The following is a 16,584-nucleotide window of genomic DNA, read 5'->3' as shown; positions in this document are numbered from 1 at the left end:
CTCGGTTGCTGAACGAAGTGAGCGCCAGCGAACGAAGATGAAGCGACCACAGCAAGATCGCTCGTCGGCCGGAGGCGCGCAGCGAGTCGAGGCAGTGGCGCCGTGCGGCGTCTACAGCGCGAGGCGGTCGCGGACGACGGCGGCGAGCTCGTCGGCGTGGCGCTGTGCCGTCGCCTCGTCGGCGGCCTCGACCATGACGCGCACGAGCTGCTCGGTGCCCGAGGCCCGCAGCAGCACGCGCCCGGTCGAGCCGAGATCGGCCTCCACCGCGCGCACGGCGGCCTGCACGCCCTCGTCGTCGGCGCAGCGCGCCTTGTCGACGTCGCGCACGTTCACGAGCACCTGCGGGTACACGGTCATGATCGACGCGAGCTCGGCCAGCGAGCGGCCCGTGCGCGCCATCTCGGCCACCAGGTGCAGGCCGGTGAGCACGCCGTCGCCGGTGGTGGCGAACTCGCTCATGATGACGTGGCCGGACTGCTCGCCGCCCAGGGCGTGCCCGCCCTCGCTCATCGCCTCGAGCACGTAGCGGTCGCCGACCGCGGTCTCCACCACGGTGATCCCGCGCTCGCGCATGGCCACGTGCAGGCCGAGGTTGCTCATGACGGTGGCGACGAGAGTGTCGTTCGTCAGCTCGCCGCGCTCGTGCATGGATGCGGCGAGGATCGCCATGATCTGGTCGCCGTCCACGACGCGGCCGTTCGCGTCGACGGCGAGGCAGCGATCCGCGTCGCCGTCGTGCGCGATGCCGACGTCGGCGCCGAGGCGCACGACGGCCTCGGCGAGGGGCTCGAGGTGCGTCGATCCGACGCCGTCGTTGATGTTGAGCCCGTCGGGGTCGGCGCCGATGACCGTGACGCGGGCGCCGGCGTCGCGGAAGACGTCGGGCGAGACGCCCGAGGCCGCGCCGTGGGCGCAGTCGAGCACCACGTGGATGCCGTCGAGCCGGTTGGGCAGCGACGCGAGCAGGTGCATGAGGTAGCGGTCCTCGGCGTCGGAGAAGCGCCGGATCCGCCCCACGTCGGCGCCCGTGGGCAGCCACCGCTCGCGGTCGAGGTAGCGCTCGATGCGCTGCTCGACGACGTCGGGCAACTTGACGCCGCCGCGCGCGAACACCTTGATGCCGTTGTCGGGCGCGGGGTTGTGGGACGCGGAGATCATGATCCCGAAGTCGGCGTCGAAGTCGCCGATGAGGAACGCGAGCGCGGGGGTCGGGATCACGCCGGCGTCGTAGACGTCGACGCCCGACGAGGCCAGGCCCGCCGAGACGGCGGCCGAGAGGAACTCGCCCGAGACGCGGGGGTCGCGCGCGATGACGGCGCGCGCGCGGCGGCCGGCGGCGCGACGCGCCTCGGCCGACCGCCCCTGGCCCAGGACGACCGCGGTCGCCTGGGCCAGGGAGAGAGCAAGGTCGGCGGTGAGGGTGCCGTTGGCAAGCCCTCGCACGCCGTCCGTGCCGAAGAGCGGCATCGGAGCCGGTCCGATCAGCGCTTTGAGAACTGCGAGGCCTTGCGGGCCTTCTTGAGGCCGGCCTTCTTGCGCTCGATGACGCGGGCGTCGCGCGTGAGGAACCCGGCCTTCTTCAGGGTCGGTCGGTTGTTCTCGCGGTCGATCTCGTTCAGCGCACGGGCGATGGCGAGGCGCAGCGCGCCGGCCTGGCCCGAGGGGCCGCCGCCCGAGATGCGGGCGATCACGTCGTACGCGCCCGTGAGGTTGAGCACGGTGAACGGGTCGGTGATCAGCTGCTGGTGCAGCTTGTTCGGGAAGTAGTCCTCGAACGTGCGGCCGTTGATCGTGAGGGTGCCCGATCCGGGGACCAGGCGCACGCGCGCGATGGCCTCCTTGCGGCGGCCCACGGCCGCGCCGGGGACGCTGACGACCGGACGGGGAGCCTCGGCGGCGACCTCGGCGTCCGGGGTCTCGGTCGAGTAGTTCTGCGGGAAGTCGGTGGTGTCGTTCGCCACGATGAAGTCCTTAGCTGCGGCGGCGCTTACTGCGCGACCTGGTCGAGGGTGTACGTCTTGGGCTGCTGGGCGGCGTGCGGGTGCTCGGCACCGGCGTACACCTTCAGCTTGGCGAGCTGCTGACGACCGAGGGTGTTCTTCGGCAGCATGCCGCGGATCGCCTTCTCGACGGCGCGGACGGGGTTCTTCTCCAGGAGCTCGGCGTACGAGACGGACTTGAGGCCGCCCGGGTAGCCGGAGTGGCGGTAGGCCAGCTTCTTCTGCAGCTTCTGACCCGTGAGCGCGACCTTCTCGGCGTTCACGATGATCACGAAGTCGCCCATGTCCATGTGGGGGGCGAAGGTCGCCTTGTGCTTTCCACGCAGGAGCGCGGCGGCGTGCGAGGCGAGGCGGCCGAGGACGACGTCGGTGGCGTCGATCACGAGCCACTCACGCTGGGCCTCACCGGCCTTCGGGGTGTAAGTGCGCGTCACAGTAGTGCTGCTTTCTGTTCGAACGGAGACGTTCGTGAATCCCGCTCCTGTGGCTGTTCCGGACCGGATGGATCCGGAACCCGCACGGTGGAGGGCTCACGTTCGCGGTGCCCGCAGTGGACACCAAAGAGTCATCCTATCGCACGAGGGCCCGATCCGCGAACCGTCCCCGCGATGCCCTGGCGCTTCGCCCTGCTCCCGTGTCCGCCCCCGGGACGCGCGCCCCGCACCGAAGACCCCGCCCGCCCGCGCCGGCACCCGCCCGCGCGCCCGCGCCCGCACTCTGCGCGCCCGCCCCGGAGACACCGGCACCCGCCCCAGAGCTCGACCCCCTGCCCGTCCGCGCGCCGGCCCGACGCGGCGCCCGGCCCCCGGACCGACGCTCGCGGCGCCCGCGCCCGCAGCCGCACCCGCGCCCGCACCGGAAACCGCACCCCCGGGTTGCTGACCCGCGGCGGTCACGCGGCCCGCGTCGGCGGTCACGCCGCCCGGGTGGGCGGGCCCCATCGCCATCGCAGGGGCGACTGGGGGCGCAGCTCGGTGCCCGGCCCGTCGGGCGGATGCAGCATCAGCGGGCCTGTGCCATCCCGCCGGATGCGATAGCCGCGGTGGTGCAGGTTCATGTGGTGGTACCTGCACAGCAGCACGCCCCGCTCCACATCGGTACGCCCCTCGTGCGCCGCCCATTCGTCGATGTGATGGGCTTCGCAGTACGACGCGCGCATCACGCAGCCCGGCCACAGGCACCCGCCGTCGCGCACGGCCAGCGCGATCCGCTGCCGCGGGGTGAACAGCCGCTGCTCGCGCCCCACGTCGAGCGGGTTGCCGCAGCTGTCGACCGTCACGGGCACCGCGCCGGCGCCGCAGATCGCCTGCTCCACCGCCGCTGCGGGAACCGTCTCGCCGCCGTCCTCGAGGTGCCCCACGCCGGCGGGCCGCCCGGAGGCGTCGCGCGCGTTGAGCTCGTCCTTCACCACGACCAGCCGCACCCCGGGCTGGCGCGCGCCGAACACCTTCTCGGCGCCGGCCGTGGCGCCGGCCTGCAGTACGTCGATCACGAGGTCGTACGCGAGCTGCTCGTTCGAGCGCGGGTCGTCGACCATGGCCCTGGCCTTGTCGGCCTCGGCGGCGTCGACGAACCGCGGCCCGCCTCGCCGCGGACGGAGGGCGGAATCGACCATCGCGCGCATCCACGCGGCTCCGTGGTCGTCGAAGCGGAGCTTCGCGTGATGGATGCCGTCGGGGTCAGTCCACATTCGGAAGGACCGCGCCTCGTGCCGCGCGAGGTACCGCGCCTCGGCGCCCGCAGGGTCGAGCCGGTCGCGCATCTGCCGCGCCGCCGCCCCGAGATCTTCCACCGTGCGGATCGCCGTCTCGTCCAGCAGCTGCTCCCCCGCGACCCGCCACGCCTCGATCGCCGCCGACGAGGGGCGGTCCTCGCCCGGCTCGACCGGCGGCTCCCCGAGCCCGCGCAGGATCGCGTCGGCCTGCGCCGCGGTCGCGCGGCCGTCGAGCAGCGCGGCATCCACCGGCGCATGCCACGGCAGCTCCCGCGCCGTGCCGCTCGCCGGACCAGCGCCGCCGGCGCCGCCCACCTCGCCCGCGCCACCCGCGCCGCCCACCTCGGCAGCGCCGCCCGCGCCGTCCGCGGCACCGCCCACCCCCGGCAGCCCGGACCCATCCGCCCCGTCCCCGCCGACCCGATCCGATCCCTCGCCGCCGTCGGCCCCGCCCACGAGGCCGAACGCCTCGCCGGGTGCCGGCCCATCGCCCGATCCCGTCGCGCCCGGCGACTCGGCCGCAGCCGCCGTCTGCAGCAGCGACTCGCCCACGCGCACGTGCTTGGCGGCCTCGGCACGGGACGAGCCCGACACCTCCTGCAGCAGCGCGACCACGTTGCGGTACCCCCGCGCCTGCGCGAGCCCGCCGTGCCCGGCCGCGCGCGTCGACCTCGACGCCGCCACGCCCGCCGCGATCGTCTGCAGCCGCTCGCCGGCTCGCGCCAGCATGACCCCGAGCTCGACAAGGCGCACCACCACCTCATCCGACTGCCGCGCGACATCGGCGACGTCGACCGCGGCGAACGCCGCGACGGAGTCGATCCGCTGCTCGAGGTCGGCGAGGAAGTTCATGCGGCAATTCTCCGCCGGGCCACCGACATTCGAAGGCGGATATCCCCCGTCAGACGCGGAAAACCGAAATCGGTGGATAACTCATGCTCGCACCATCCCTGTGGACGAAGCGAGCCGGATCAGGATGACGCGGCGAATCCCGCAAGCCAAGCCCGCAAGCCCCAGAGCCCAACCCCAAGCCCCCAAGCCCCGAGCCAAGCCCGCAAGCCAAGCCCGACCCGCAAGCCCCAAAGCCCCCAAGCCCCTCTACCCCAACCCCGTCCCCACAAGGGCCAGCCCCACCCACATCCCGTTGAACACGAGGTGCACGAGCACGGCTCCCCAGATCCGCCCGGTGAGCAGCACGAGCACGGCGCAGGTGATGCCCACGAGCGCGAGGTACACGGGCTCGTCCCAGCGGGCCACGCCGTTGACGGAGTGGATGGCCACGAACGTGCCGGCCGAGGCGATGACGGCGAGGATGCCCGCCTCGAGGCCGCGCCGGGCGGTGCGGTACACGGTCACCAGCACCACGCCGCGGAAGAGCAGCTCCTCCACGAGCGGCGCGATCAGCACGGGCCCGAGCAGGCCGGTGATCAGCCAGGCCGCGCCGAGCTGCCCGTCGAGGGTGGGGTACGAGGGCAGCCCGCCGGTGCCGCCGGCGGCCGTCTCGAGCCACCCCTGCACGATGCGCAGCAGCACGCCCAGGCCGAGTCCCCACAGGATGTCGGTGGCGCGGAAGCGGAAGAGGCCGCGCGGGCGGGATCGGCGGATCGCGATGACCACGGGCACGGCCATCCCCACCCACAGCGCGAGCACCGAGAGCAGCTGGCCGGTCGCGGTGGGCAGGTAGACGCGGGCAGCGACCGACAGGATGATGCCGGCTCCGACGGCGAAGGCGGCGTAGGCGAGCACCGTGCCGTTCCAGGCGCGGGCGGTGCCGCTGCCCTCCAGCCACGTGCGGGTGCCGCCCGACGCCCGCCTGGGTTCGTCGACGCCCTCGTCGTCGTCGAGCAGCGCGGCGGGCATGACGCGGCGCACGCGCTCCGATGCGAACAGATCCGCTCCGCGCGTGTTGCGATCCATGTCGCCGTCGCCGCTATCCTGGGGCCCCACGCGCCCAAAACTACCCGAGAGAGCAGCCCCCGATGCTCCGACCCCCTGCCGCGTCCGCGATTCGCGCCGTCCCCGCACGCCCGCACCCCGCCCGCGCCCACACCCCGCACCCCGCAACCCCACACCCCGCAACCCCGCACCCCGCAACCCCGCACCCCACCCGCGCCGCGGCCCGCCCTTGCCGAGGAGGCGCCGCGCGATGATCGAGATCCTCACCGTCTGCACCGGCAACGTGTGCCGTTCGGCGCTGGCCGCCATGGTGCTGCGCGGCCGGCTGGCTGATCTGGGTGCGCGCGTCGAGAGCGCCGGCACGGGTGCGCTCGTGGGCGATCCGCTCACGCCGCAGACGGCGCAGCTGGCGATGGCGGCGGGTGCGCCGCGGCAGGATGTCGACGCGCACCGGGCGCGGTACCTCACGGAGGGGATCGCGGCGCAGGCCGATCTGGTGCTCGCGATGACCCGCGATCACCGCCGCGCCGTGGTGGAGCTGAGCCCGGCGCTGCTGCGCCGCGCGTTCACGGTGCGCGAGTTCGCGCGGCTGGCGCAGGGCATGCCCGACGCCGAGATCGCGCAGGCCGCCGCGGGGCCCGATCCGCAGCGCAGGCTGCGCGCGGCGCTGCGGGTACTCGCGAACCGGCGGGGCGTGGTGGGCCCACCCGAGGACGCGACGATGGATGACGTGATCGATCCGTATCGCCAGAGCGACGCGGTCTACCAGCAGCAGGCCCGCCAGCTTCTCCCGGCCCTGGACCAGGTCGAACGCTTCATCCGCGCCGCCGTCCGCTGACCGCCGCACCGCCCAACCCCCGCGGGCCCGCACCGCGACCCCCGCGCGAAGCGCCGGGCCCCCACCCCGCCAGCGATCTGGGGCGTGCGCGCGCCGCGCTCCTCGGCCGGAAGCACGCCAAGTGAGCACCGACGTCGAGGTGCGAAGCGACCCTGGCAAATCCCTCCGTTCGCGCCCCGAGCGTGACGGATGCTGCCAGGACGGATTCAGTACAGCTTCGAGCGGGCGTCGTCCGCGAACTTCGGCACGCCGGCGCGAGTGAGCGCGAGCAGAAAGTCGTCAACCGTCATCGCCGGCGAGTCGTAGGCCTCAACGAGTTCGACAAGAGCACGGAGCGTGGGTGCATGGTAGAGATCGAGCTGGTCGAGGAGGAAGTCGTCGGGGTGCACGACTTCAAGGTCGAATGGCTTCACGGAGTCAGGCGGGAAGTCCCGCGTGTTGAAGGTCACGAGCACCTCGGCGCCGCCGCGAACCGCGGCCGCGAGGACATGCCGATCCTTGCTGTGATTCGTCATTGTGGGCACCAGATCGCGGTAGCCGGTGACCATCGCGTCGGCGAAGTAGCGCTCCATCGTGCCGACCCGCTTTTCGACCAGGGCCGGCTCCTCGCCGTTCTTCACGAGGTTCGCCGCCAGCTCGAGCAGGACGTCCTTCGACCACAGCGGCCGGAACAGTCGGCGGTCAGCGAGCTCGAGAATGAAGTCGTTGAGAAGCGCCCCGTAAAGAACGTTCGTGTCCAAGAAGGCGGGAAAGCTCACTCGGCATTCAGCTCCGCGAGGCGGTTCACATCGGCCGGCTTGCCGACCTGCACCTTCGATCCAAGGCTCGCACGCTGCACGTCACGCAGCGCGGCGCGGCGCTCGGCGCGGAAGTTCGCCTGGTAAGTGACCAGGTCCTCCAGACGGACACGACGGTGACGGCCGGGCTTGTCGTAAGGGATGTCGCCGGCCTCGAGCAGGCGGACCAGCGTCGGACGACTGATCCCGAGGAAGTCTGCCGCCTGCTGTGTCGTCATGGTCATGCCTTGCGGCACGATTGTGATCCCCTCGCCCGCAGCGAGCGCATTCGTCACCTGGTCGAGGATGCGGAAGATCTCATCGGGGATGGGGCGAGCGTTCCCTCTGGGATCGACGAGCGCAGCCTTGGAGGGGTTCTGCGCAAGGAACATCTCAAGCTCGCGCATCAGCTCGGCGAAGTCGAGGATCTCCTCGCGGGCATCAGCCTCGGGGAGGTAGGTCTGTGCCTTGCTGGCACCACGCGTCCTGCCGATAGAGGTGCTCATGCCCTCCATGCTACTCGGGAAAAACGAAAAAATCGAACATCGAAGCCCGTCGACCGAGCGAAGCGACCACCGCAACCCGCGCGAACAACAGCACCCCCAATAACACGCCCCACTCACCCCGACCACCCAACTCCCCGGGGATATAAGGGTATTTCCAAAAAGTTCACCCACGACCTCACCCCTCCGGTCTATCGTGGGCGTCTCAAGGGCCATGCGGAAAGGGGTGCAATGAATCGATGAATGCCCCCGGCCCGTCTGGCGTCGCCCCCGACAATGTTGTCGAGACGCAGACAGACCCCCGCAGCACGGCACCCGCGGCGGACGCTCCCGAAACCGGTGAGCCCGCTCCCGCGGTGCTGGATACTGCCCAGATGGATCGGGTGTTCGTCGAGGAGTCTTCCACCGGCTCGGTCCTCACCCAGCCGATCGCCCGGCGCTGGCAGCGCCTCTACGCCATCGGCCTCGCGATCACCGACGCGGCGGCGCTGATCTGGGTCGTCTTCGGCACCCAGATCGCGTGGATCGGCCTCGATTCGCAGATCAGCGGATCCGATGAGCTCCCCATCACCGTCTCGTACACGCTCGCCTCGACGGTGCTCGTCATCCTGTGGGTACTGGCGCTGTCGCTGAACGACAGCCGCAGCTTCCGCGTGACCGGCGTGGGCTTCGAGGAGTACCGGCGCGTGATCCAGGGCAGCTTCGTGCTGTTCGCATGGATCGCGATCGTCGCGTACCTGCTGCAGTGGCAGATCGCGCGCGGCTACCTGCTCATCAGCCTGCCGGCCGGCATCGCGGTGCTCATGCTCACGCGCTGGCTGTGGCGCCAGTGGCTCAACGCCAAGCGCCAGCACGGCGACTTCAGCCAGCGCGTGCTGCTGGTGGGCTCGGAGGCGTCGGCGCTGCACGTGGCGAGGGAACTGGCGCGAGCCCCGCACGCCGGCTACCACGTGATCGCCGCGTGCGTGCCGGGGCGCGCGCCGTCGACCGATCTGCCGGGCACGAACATCCCGGTGATCGGCGACCTCGACGGCGTGCCCGCCGCGATCGAGCGCTCGAAGGCCGACACCGTGGTGATCACCGGGGCCGACGAGCTGCCGCCCGATCGGGTGAAGCAGATCTCGTGGTCGCTCGAGCAGGGGCGCCGGCACCTCGTGGTGGCCCCGAGCCTCACCGACATCGCCGGCCCGCGCATCCACACGCGCCCGGTGGCGGGCCTGCCGCTCATCCACGTGGAGACGCCCAACCTCAGCGTGGGCCAGCGCGTGCTCAAGCGCACGATGGACATCACCCTCAGCGGCTTGCTCATCGTGCTGCTCAGCCCCGTGCTGCTGGTGCTGGCGTTCATCGTCAAGGCCACCTCGCGCGGCCCCATCCTGTTCCGGCAGGAGCGCGTGGGCCGCAAGGGCCACCCGTTCCACATGCTCAAGTTCCGCTCCATGGTGGTCGACGCCGAGGCGCGCCTGGCCGAGTTGCAGGCCAAGCAGAACGCCGGCAATTCGGTGATGTTCAAGATGAAGGACGACCCACGCGTGACGCGAGTGGGCCGGTTCATGCGCCGCTACAGCCTGGACGAGCTGCCGCAGCTGTTCAACGTGCTGGTGGGTCAGATGAGCATCGTGGGCCCGCGCCCGCCGCTGCCGCGCGAGGTGGAGCAGTACGCCACGCATGTGCACCGCCGCTTCCTGGTGAAGCCCGGCATCACCGGCCTGTGGCAGGTGTCGGGTCGCTCCACGCTTTCCTGGGAGGATACGGTTCGATTGGATCTGTCGTACGTGGAGAACTGGAGTCTGCTCGGCGACGCCCTGATTCTGCTTCGAACCGTCAAAGCCGTGCTCGCTCCCGGCGAGACCGCCGCCTGAGTTCCGCGATCCACGCGGGCTCAGGATAGAAAGGAACACGTGGAGCTTCGCGACTACCTGCGCATTCTGCGGAAGAACTGGATCCTGATCGTTGCGCTGACGCTGCTCGGCACTGGTGCCGCCACGACCTATTCGCTTCTGCAGACACCGATGTATCAGTCGAGCAGCGAGGTGATGTTCAGTTCGCAGACGGGCAACTCGGCCTCAGAGCTACAGCAGGGCAACAACTACACGCAGGCCCGCATGGCCACCTACGTCAAGGTCGCCACCACGCCGCGGGTTCTCGACCCGGTCATCGAAGAACTCGGCCTCGATGACTCGACAAGGACCCTCGCCGACCGGCTTGCCGTCAGTAACGACCTGAACACGACGATCATCACTGTGACCGTCACCGACGAGGACCCGGTGCGAGCTGCCGATATCGCTAATGCGGTGTCCGCCAGCTTGACCGATGCGGTGAACTCGGCCGAAACCCTCCCAGGCGCGCAGGATGCCCCCGTCAACATCACTCAGGTAACCCAGGCCCAGCCTTCGCCGAGCCCTTCCTCGCCCCGCATCCCCTTGAACGTCGCGTTGGGGGCCCTTGTTGGCCTGGCGCTCGGCGTTGGAGTCTCGGTGCTTCGCGCGACCCTCGACACCCGAATCCGTTCGCTCCGTGATCTCCAGCACGTCACCGATCAGCCGGTGATCGGTGCGATCCCGATGGACCCGCAGGCCAAAACCCGCCCCATCATCATGAAGGAAGACCCCCAGAACCCCCGTAGCGAGGCCTTCCGCTCGCTTCGCACTAACCTGCAGTTCATCGAGCTTGACGGCGGAAAGGTGTTCACCGTCACCTCGAGCATCCCGAGCGAAGGCAAGAGCACTACCGCCGTGAACCTGGCGATCGCACTCGCCGACGCGGGGAAGAACACCATCCTCATTGATGGTGATCTGCGCAAGCCGAAGGTAGCCGAGTACCTCGGCATCGAGGGCGGCGTTGGTCTCACGGATGTGCTCATCGGCCGCGCCGAGGTAGAAGACGTCTTCCAGCAGTGGGGCAACCGCACGTTGCTCGTTCTCCCCGCAGGTAAGGTGCCCCCGAACCCGAGCGAGTTGCTCGGCTCCAAGCAGATGCGCAACCTACTCGACACCGTCGCCCAGGCCGCTGACATTGTGATCATCGACGCGCCGCCATTGCTGCCCGTGACCGATGCGGCGATCCTCGCTCGGGAGACGGCTGGCGCCATCGTGGCTGTCGCCGCATCGCGTACCTCGCGCCAGCAGCTCGGTCAGGCTCTCGAGAACCTCGAGAACGTCGGGGCGAAAGTCGCGGGTATTGCTTTGACGATGGTTCCTACGCGCGGGGCGGACGCGTACGGGTACTCATACAACTACGGATATGGGTACGGATATGGACACGCAGTAGGGTCAAAGTAGCGGCGTTATCGCCCATCCACGCACACCTGCCAGTGTGGGGCCCATCTTGCACAGATGGACGCTATCTTTAGATGCGTGCCACCCCTCGCCGTTCGGTCGGCTCACGCGGAATGGAAAACTGGTCGATGACTTGCAGATGGGCACCGCCGGCAGGATCGTCGGCCATCATGACCCCTCGCGCTTTCTCCCACGCCCAAACCCCGCGTTTGCCGCCTAGTCTCACGCCATCGGACGCCTCAAGCGCCACCTCCCACGACCGACCCAATCATGCCTAACGACGACGATGCCATGCCGTTCAGCGATCGATCGACGAACCGCGCCCGCAAGATCACCATCGGGCTACTCGGACTCGACGTCACTCCGATGACCGCTGATGAAGCAGTCGAATGGGTCACCATGACGACCGGCAAGCGACTGCTCCTCAATCACAATCTGCACAGTGCATACCTTTTCCAGACGGCTCCGTTCTTCCGGGCCTTGTATGCGCGCGCGGATCGCGTCCTAATTGATGGCATGCCCATACTCTTGTTCGCGTCGGCGTCAGCCGGCAAGCGCCTCCACTCATCGTTCCGGATCGGCTCAACAGATTGGATCGAACGGCTAACGCAGGCACAGTCCCCGGGCCGCCTGCTGCTGTTCGGAGCGATGGAAGCCGCAAACCGAGATGCAGTTGCGCGGCTTCAGGAGTTGCTAGGCCCTCAGGGGTGGGTGGTCGACGGACTGAACGGCTACACGCGACCGGACGTAGCGTTGGACTGGCTCAAGAAGCAGGAGCCGACACTCGTCCTCATCGGGCTCGGCATGCCCTTGCAGGAACAGTTCCTGGCGGATTATTGGGATGAGCTTCCGGACGCCTGCTACGCCACGGTGGGCGGGGCGATTGACTACGTCGCGGGCCATCAACGCCTCGCCCCGCGATGGGTTGGCCGACTTGGCGCGGAATGGCTGTGGCGTCTGATACATGCCCCCAAACGCCTGGCGCATCGCTATCTTGTTGAACCGGCATTACTCATCGGCGCACTTGTTACGCGACGTCGGCACCACGAGCCATCGCCGTGACTGGCGAGCCCCTTGCAACCGTGCGATTAGGATGACAAAACGATGAGCGCGCGCCAGGCCCCCCCAGTTAGCGTCGATGTGATTGTCCCTACGACCGGGCGAGCCTCGCTCGCTCGTGCAGTCCGGTCCGTCCTAGAACAGTCGATTAGCACACGCGTCATCATTGTTCTCGATCGGCCGCAAATGCGGAACGCTGTCGAGCGTGCACTACCCGAGGACACCCGCGTGACTCTAGTGATGACTTCAGGAGGCATCGGCGGCGCGGGGGCAAGGAACGCAGGGCTCGCTGTCTCAGATTCCCCACTGGTCGCATTCCTTGACGATGATGATTGGTGGGATCCCCGTAGCCTGGAAGTACGTCTCACTCCAGTATCCGGGAAACGTCCCTTCCTAGCAGCTGGTGCATTCTGGCACGAGACCGATCGCGGATCGACGGCTGTACCTCGAGAGGACCCGCCGTTCGACAATGTCGAAGCCCTGGCCGCATATGTCGTTGCCCGCCGAGATTTGCGATTCGGTCGCAATGCTATTCAGTCATCGACCCTGATCGTCGACGGTGACTTAGCTCGCCAGGTCCGATGGGATGAGACACTCTCAAAACACCAAGACTGGGACTTCGCGCTGCGCCTGGCTGGAAGCCCCGGCGTCGAGTTGGGCTGGACTTCACGGCCAACCGTACACGTCCAGAAGGACAGTTCGTCGTCGATCTCCAGGCGTCTCGACTGGCGCGCGTCGCTAGCGTTCCTCGACCGGCACCCCGAGTTGAGGGGCCGCGGACGCGCCGACTTCCTCGCCGTGCATGTCCTGCGGTCTGTGCTTTCCGAGCGCTCCACGGCGGGCTTTGCCGCATACTGGCGCGCTGGCCCTGGAGTTCCTCATCTAGCGGCACTAGTCGTCGCGGCGTCGGGTCTTCGCAGGCGCTGACTCTCGACTAGGCGACCCCTAGCTCACGGACGCTGGCGTTTGGGGCATCTCGCGACCACTTCTCGCCAGCGTGCGGTCGCGCAAGGACTTATCGACTACCGCCCCGCAAGTCGACGGGCGAGGCGCACCACGTCGCGCAACTCAGCTCGAAATGGCCGGACGAGCAAGACGACCGGGACCCACAGCGCAAAGTACACTGCAAACCCGAGCAACAAGTATGGCACGGTGCCGAGCGGCGCCAACGCCCGCCCCATCAGCAGGGTGCCGATCAGCGGCAGCGCATTCATGAGAAGCACAACCAAGGCGTTCACGAAGAGCCTGCCTGACGGGGCGCCGGCAAGCCAGCGATACATCGCCAGATCGGCGAGCCAGCCCGCCGTCGCGGCTATCGCGTACCCCCAAGCAAGACCGAGAGCGCCAAAACTCGACCCGGCGACGATCCCGGTTACCACGAGGATCGATCTCACGATGGTGACTCTAAGCGTGACGTTCGTTCTACCGCGGGACAGCGCATACCACCATGTGGCGTATCCCAGGATCTTGTCCGCGGCCGCCACCACGGCAAGCGCCTGAACGAACGGAACCACGTCCGACCATCCGGGTCCCAGAGCAAGGTCAACGAGCGGCGCGGCTAGCGCGGCCCCCATACAAAGAACTGGGACGATCACGAAGAGAAGCGCCCGCTGTCCTCGCAGGAGGTAGCGAGTGTATCTGTCCTGATCATCTTGGAGACGCGAGAGCACAGGGACTGCAACCTTGGTTGAAGGCGCGTTGATCTGGTTGAGAGTATTGATGACGAGCTCGAATGCGCGACTGTACAGTCCCGTGGCTTCCGCGCCGAAACGATGGCCCATCACCACGTAGTCGGCGTTTCGGCTGGCGCTCGAGATAAGCTGCGTGCCCACGAGGTTGAGCCCGTAGCGCAACAGCGGCTTCATGCCTTCCGTCCGACGCGGCAATCCTGGCAGCCATCGATCGAAGACAACTGCCAGAGAAGCCATCGCACCTGCCAGGACGATGCGCTGCGCGACGAGCGCCCACACACCCCATCCCATCAGCGCCGCGACAATCGCCACGATAAGGCCCAGAACCGCGGGCACCACGTCCGTAGCGTTCAAAGCACCGAAGCGCATTTCTCGGGCGAGATGAGCCCTCGGCTGTGTTGCGAGTCCGCCGAGGATGAAGGTAACCGCCAAAGCCTTCGCCACCGGTTCCACTCGCGGCTCACTGTAGAACGCCGCAAGCAACGGCGCGCAGAAGAAGAGGGCCGTCGCGCAGGCCAAGCCCAGCGCGGTATTCCACCAGAAGAGGTTCGTGCGCTGCTGTCCGCTCAGCACAGGCGCTTGAATCGCCGCGTTAGCAAGCCCGAACTCGCGGATCACCTCACCGACGACAACGATCGCCATGACCATGGCAAGCAAGCCGTAGTCCTCGGGGCTAAGGAGCCGCGCAAGGATGATCACAGCGAGTAACTGGGTTCCAATCGCTACAAGCTGTCCGACCGCCGTGGTCCAGATTCCTCGCGAGGCGGAATCACCGATCCCGCCAGTCGACGTAGTCCGGTCACCCACTCGTCACCAGCCCTTCGGCAACACATCGGGCACGGACACCATCACGGCAGAGCCCGTCCGCGCCAAAGGCCGCGCGCCGCCAGCACCCCGAGCCCTCGCCAGACGAAACTCCTTACGCGACCTAGCGGCGCCCGCGCAGTCTTGAGCGGCGCCGGCCAGGACTTGGGTGCAGGCATCGCGAGCCCGTCGGCAGAGGCGCTCAATTCGTTAGGAACTATGAGACTGGCGTACGGAAACGGCTCTCCCCCGCTTCGAAGAATCTCGTTCGCCGTCGCCAGCAGGCCGACGGAGCTATATGCCCTAGCAGCCATCAGGTACATCTGTAGCGCGTCGTGCACCCACGGCTTCTTCTCCCGTGAGAACGGCCACGCGACAGCGCCGGTCAGATACGGTGCAAGCGAAACGAACGCCTGAGCAAGGAGCGCGTCATTCTCCCTCCACAGGTCTACGCCCTGGTGCTCCGCCAGTCTCGCAATCACCGCGAACGCGCGAAGCCCGTAGACCGAGTAGAACCAACCATCCGCCCGAGCAATCTCCAGGGGCATGCTTCCATCTGCGCGAATCTGTCGCCGAAGCTGCTGCCGAGCTAGTGGGATCACTCGACGCGCCCTGTCGACCTCACCGCTGTAGGTCGAAAATACGATGATCTGGGCAAGAAGGTACGACCCATGGTTGTTCTCGGAGTAGATCTCTCTCCTGCCGAACGGGCTGTGAGAAAGCCAGTCGCTCAGTTCGCGAAACCAACTCCGGAGACTGCGGTCATCCGCCACCGTCCATGCCGCGGAGCCTTCGAGCAACGCCACATAGTCCAGCAACTCGATTAAGAATACACCCTCGATCGTGCCCGAGAAGTGACCCTCCCACACACCAGGCCGCGCTGCGGCGTACCGGAAGTTGGGGTTCATTCGCGTTTCCGGGTTGATAAACCAAGCCCGGAGCAATGAAGCCGCGTGGGCAGCATACCTCGCATCACTCGTGTAAAAGTAGGCAAGGGCCAGCACGGATACCCGCCGTGTCATTTCCTCGTAGCGACCCTTATCGAACTGACCAGATTCGAGCGCTTCGGGGTTCGTCTCGCTATCTCGATATTGATACGGCAACCCATCCGCGGTATCGGGATTTGGCCAGGAGTACCCCCCGATGGCATAGAAATCGTGCGGATCGCCAGACGCGGCAACGCCGGACTTGTCCATAACTGATGTCGGCGGCAGATCGAGCAGGCCGTCTGCCTCGTTAATCAGCTGTGCGACGGAAGCAGCCATGGTTGGGTCTCCCGCACCAAACCGGATCTTGTTCGCGGAAAGTTCTTGCCAATCCAGGTATGTGAACAATCGGGTGCTCATCCTCGCGCCCTCAACTCCGCTTCCAATGGCCAATCACGGACCGCACGACCTCGGTATGGCGTTCACGAGTAAGCTGCCACGTTCGGTCGCTGAGATCCGGGCGGCCGTGACCGACCGCCGTGGCCGAAGCCCACTCCATCGCCGCATCGAGTTCAGTAGCGTGGAACTCGTCGAAGATCCGCACCCACTCTGCACCCACCTCGCGCCGCAGCGCTTCCGTGGTCGGTGTCCGAGGTACCAGAATCGGCCGATTCATCGAAAGAGCGACGAGAATGGCACCTGAGCTATGCAGTTCTCGATAGGGAAAAACGCACAATGTGGACCGGCTGATCTCGTGTGCGAGCTTCCCATCCGCAACGAAGCCGAACAGATATGTGACTCGAGCATCCGTGTCCGCGGCGCTTCGTATTGCGGCGGCCACTTCTGGATCTCCAGGAGCGCCTACGATTCGAAGTTGCTCGACGTTGGATCCCCGAGCGGCCTCGAGAAGCTCCGGTATGCCCTTGTACGCCTCGAGCCGCCCGAAGTGCAGCACTCGACCTGGGAGCGGCTCATCCGTGGCGAAGACGGCGTACGGTTCCCGATAGCTGCCATGGGGAATGAGATGGACGCGCCCAGCCGACAGTTGAGCGTCGCCGGGAACCAGGTGAATCTCAGCGACAGTCATCTGATCGAG

Annotated in this window: 15 protein-coding genes; 5 read left to right on the top strand and 10 right to left on the bottom strand. The window is 67.8% G+C overall.

Features of this window, described 5'->3' with window-relative positions; genetic code table 11:
• Positions 1 to 111: 111 nt before the first annotated feature.
• The 5 genes from glmM to ACODR5_RS09790 form a co-directional block, all read right to left on the bottom strand.
• Entirely contained in the window at positions 112 to 1,470 is a 1,359-nt protein-coding gene (gene glmM, locus ACODR5_RS09810) for a phosphoglucosamine mutase (protein ID WP_488983506.1), read from the bottom strand.
• 14 nt (positions 1,471 to 1,484) lie between these two features.
• Complete coding sequence (gene rpsI / locus ACODR5_RS09805; RefSeq protein WP_449854908.1) at positions 1,485 to 1,964, bottom strand: 30S ribosomal protein S9; 480 nt, start codon at positions 1,962 to 1,964, stop codon at positions 1,485 to 1,487.
• A gap of 26 nt (positions 1,965 to 1,990) precedes the next feature.
• Positions 1,991 to 2,437: a 50S ribosomal protein L13 gene (gene rplM, locus ACODR5_RS09800; protein ID WP_449854907.1), complete on the bottom strand. Its 447-nt coding sequence runs from the start codon at positions 2,435 to 2,437 to the stop codon at positions 1,991 to 1,993.
• A gap of 479 nt (positions 2,438 to 2,916) precedes the next feature.
• Positions 2,917 to 4,569 (bottom strand): HNH endonuclease signature motif containing protein, encoded by a 1,653-nt coding sequence (locus tag ACODR5_RS09795; RefSeq protein ID WP_488983505.1) that lies wholly within the window; start codon positions 4,567 to 4,569, stop codon positions 2,917 to 2,919.
• Positions 4,570 to 4,815: 246 nt separating this feature from the next.
• Positions 4,816 to 5,664 (bottom strand): CPBP family intramembrane glutamic endopeptidase, encoded by an 849-nt coding sequence (locus ACODR5_RS09790; RefSeq protein ID WP_488983504.1) that lies wholly within the window; start codon positions 5,662 to 5,664, stop codon positions 4,816 to 4,818.
• 199 nt (positions 5,665 to 5,863) lie between these two features.
• Between ACODR5_RS09790 and ACODR5_RS09785 the strand changes: the two genes are divergently transcribed.
• Positions 5,864 to 6,451: an arsenate reductase/protein-tyrosine-phosphatase family protein gene (locus tag ACODR5_RS09785; protein ID WP_488983503.1), complete on the top strand. Its 588-nt coding sequence runs from the start codon at positions 5,864 to 5,866 to the stop codon at positions 6,449 to 6,451.
• A gap of 206 nt (positions 6,452 to 6,657) precedes the next feature.
• Here the strand turns inward: ACODR5_RS09785 and ACODR5_RS09780 are convergent, their stop codons facing one another.
• Entirely contained in the window at positions 6,658 to 7,209 is a 552-nt protein-coding gene (locus ACODR5_RS09780; RefSeq protein WP_488983502.1) for a PIN domain-containing protein, read from the bottom strand.
• Positions 7,206 to 7,733 (bottom strand): helix-turn-helix domain-containing protein, encoded by a 528-nt coding sequence (locus ACODR5_RS09775; RefSeq protein WP_488983501.1) that lies wholly within the window; start codon positions 7,731 to 7,733, stop codon positions 7,206 to 7,208. Before ACODR5_RS09775 ends, ACODR5_RS09780 begins: the two co-directional genes overlap by 4 nt.
• A gap of 371 nt (positions 7,734 to 8,104) precedes the next feature.
• Between ACODR5_RS09775 and ACODR5_RS09770 the strand changes: the two genes are divergently transcribed.
• From ACODR5_RS09770 to ACODR5_RS09755, 4 genes are all read left to right on the top strand, one after another.
• On the top strand, positions 8,105 to 9,592 hold the full coding sequence (locus tag ACODR5_RS09770; protein ID WP_488983500.1) for a sugar transferase: 1,488 nt from the start codon (positions 8,105 to 8,107) through the stop codon (positions 9,590 to 9,592).
• A gap of 39 nt (positions 9,593 to 9,631) precedes the next feature.
• A complete protein-coding gene (locus ACODR5_RS09765) occupies positions 9,632 to 11,011 on the top strand; it encodes a tyrosine-protein kinase domain-containing protein (protein WP_488983499.1) in 1,380 nt (459 codons plus the stop codon).
• Between the two features lie 267 nt (positions 11,012 to 11,278).
• Positions 11,279 to 12,070, top strand: a complete 792-nt coding sequence (locus ACODR5_RS09760) for a WecB/TagA/CpsF family glycosyltransferase (RefSeq protein WP_488983498.1) — start codon at positions 11,279 to 11,281, stop codon at positions 12,068 to 12,070.
• Positions 12,071 to 12,112: 42 nt separating this feature from the next.
• Complete coding sequence (locus ACODR5_RS09755; protein WP_488983497.1) at positions 12,113 to 12,994, top strand: glycosyltransferase family 2 protein; 882 nt, start codon at positions 12,113 to 12,115, stop codon at positions 12,992 to 12,994.
• A 95-nt stretch (positions 12,995 to 13,089) separates the two neighbouring features.
• Here the strand turns inward: ACODR5_RS09755 and ACODR5_RS09750 are convergent, their stop codons facing one another.
• From ACODR5_RS09750 to ACODR5_RS09740, 3 genes are read right to left on the bottom strand one after another with little or no spacing between them, the layout of a single operon-like run.
• Positions 13,090 to 14,565, bottom strand: coding sequence for a lipopolysaccharide biosynthesis protein (locus tag ACODR5_RS09750; RefSeq protein WP_488983496.1), 1,476 nt, complete (start codon positions 14,563 to 14,565; stop codon positions 13,090 to 13,092).
• Between the two features lie 41 nt (positions 14,566 to 14,606).
• Positions 14,607 to 15,908 (bottom strand): alginate lyase family protein, encoded by a 1,302-nt coding sequence (locus ACODR5_RS09745; protein ID WP_488983495.1) that lies wholly within the window; start codon positions 15,906 to 15,908, stop codon positions 14,607 to 14,609.
• Between the two features lie 10 nt (positions 15,909 to 15,918).
• Positions 15,919 to 16,575 (bottom strand): glycosyltransferase, encoded by a 657-nt coding sequence (locus ACODR5_RS09740; protein ID WP_488983494.1) that lies wholly within the window; start codon positions 16,573 to 16,575, stop codon positions 15,919 to 15,921.
• Positions 16,576 to 16,584 lie beyond the last annotated feature (9 nt).

The organism is Microbacterium sp. FG3 (genome assembly GCF_057809335.1).
The sequence above is the reverse complement of the archived record's forward strand: the minus strand, read 5'-3'. Positions and strand labels throughout refer to the sequence as shown.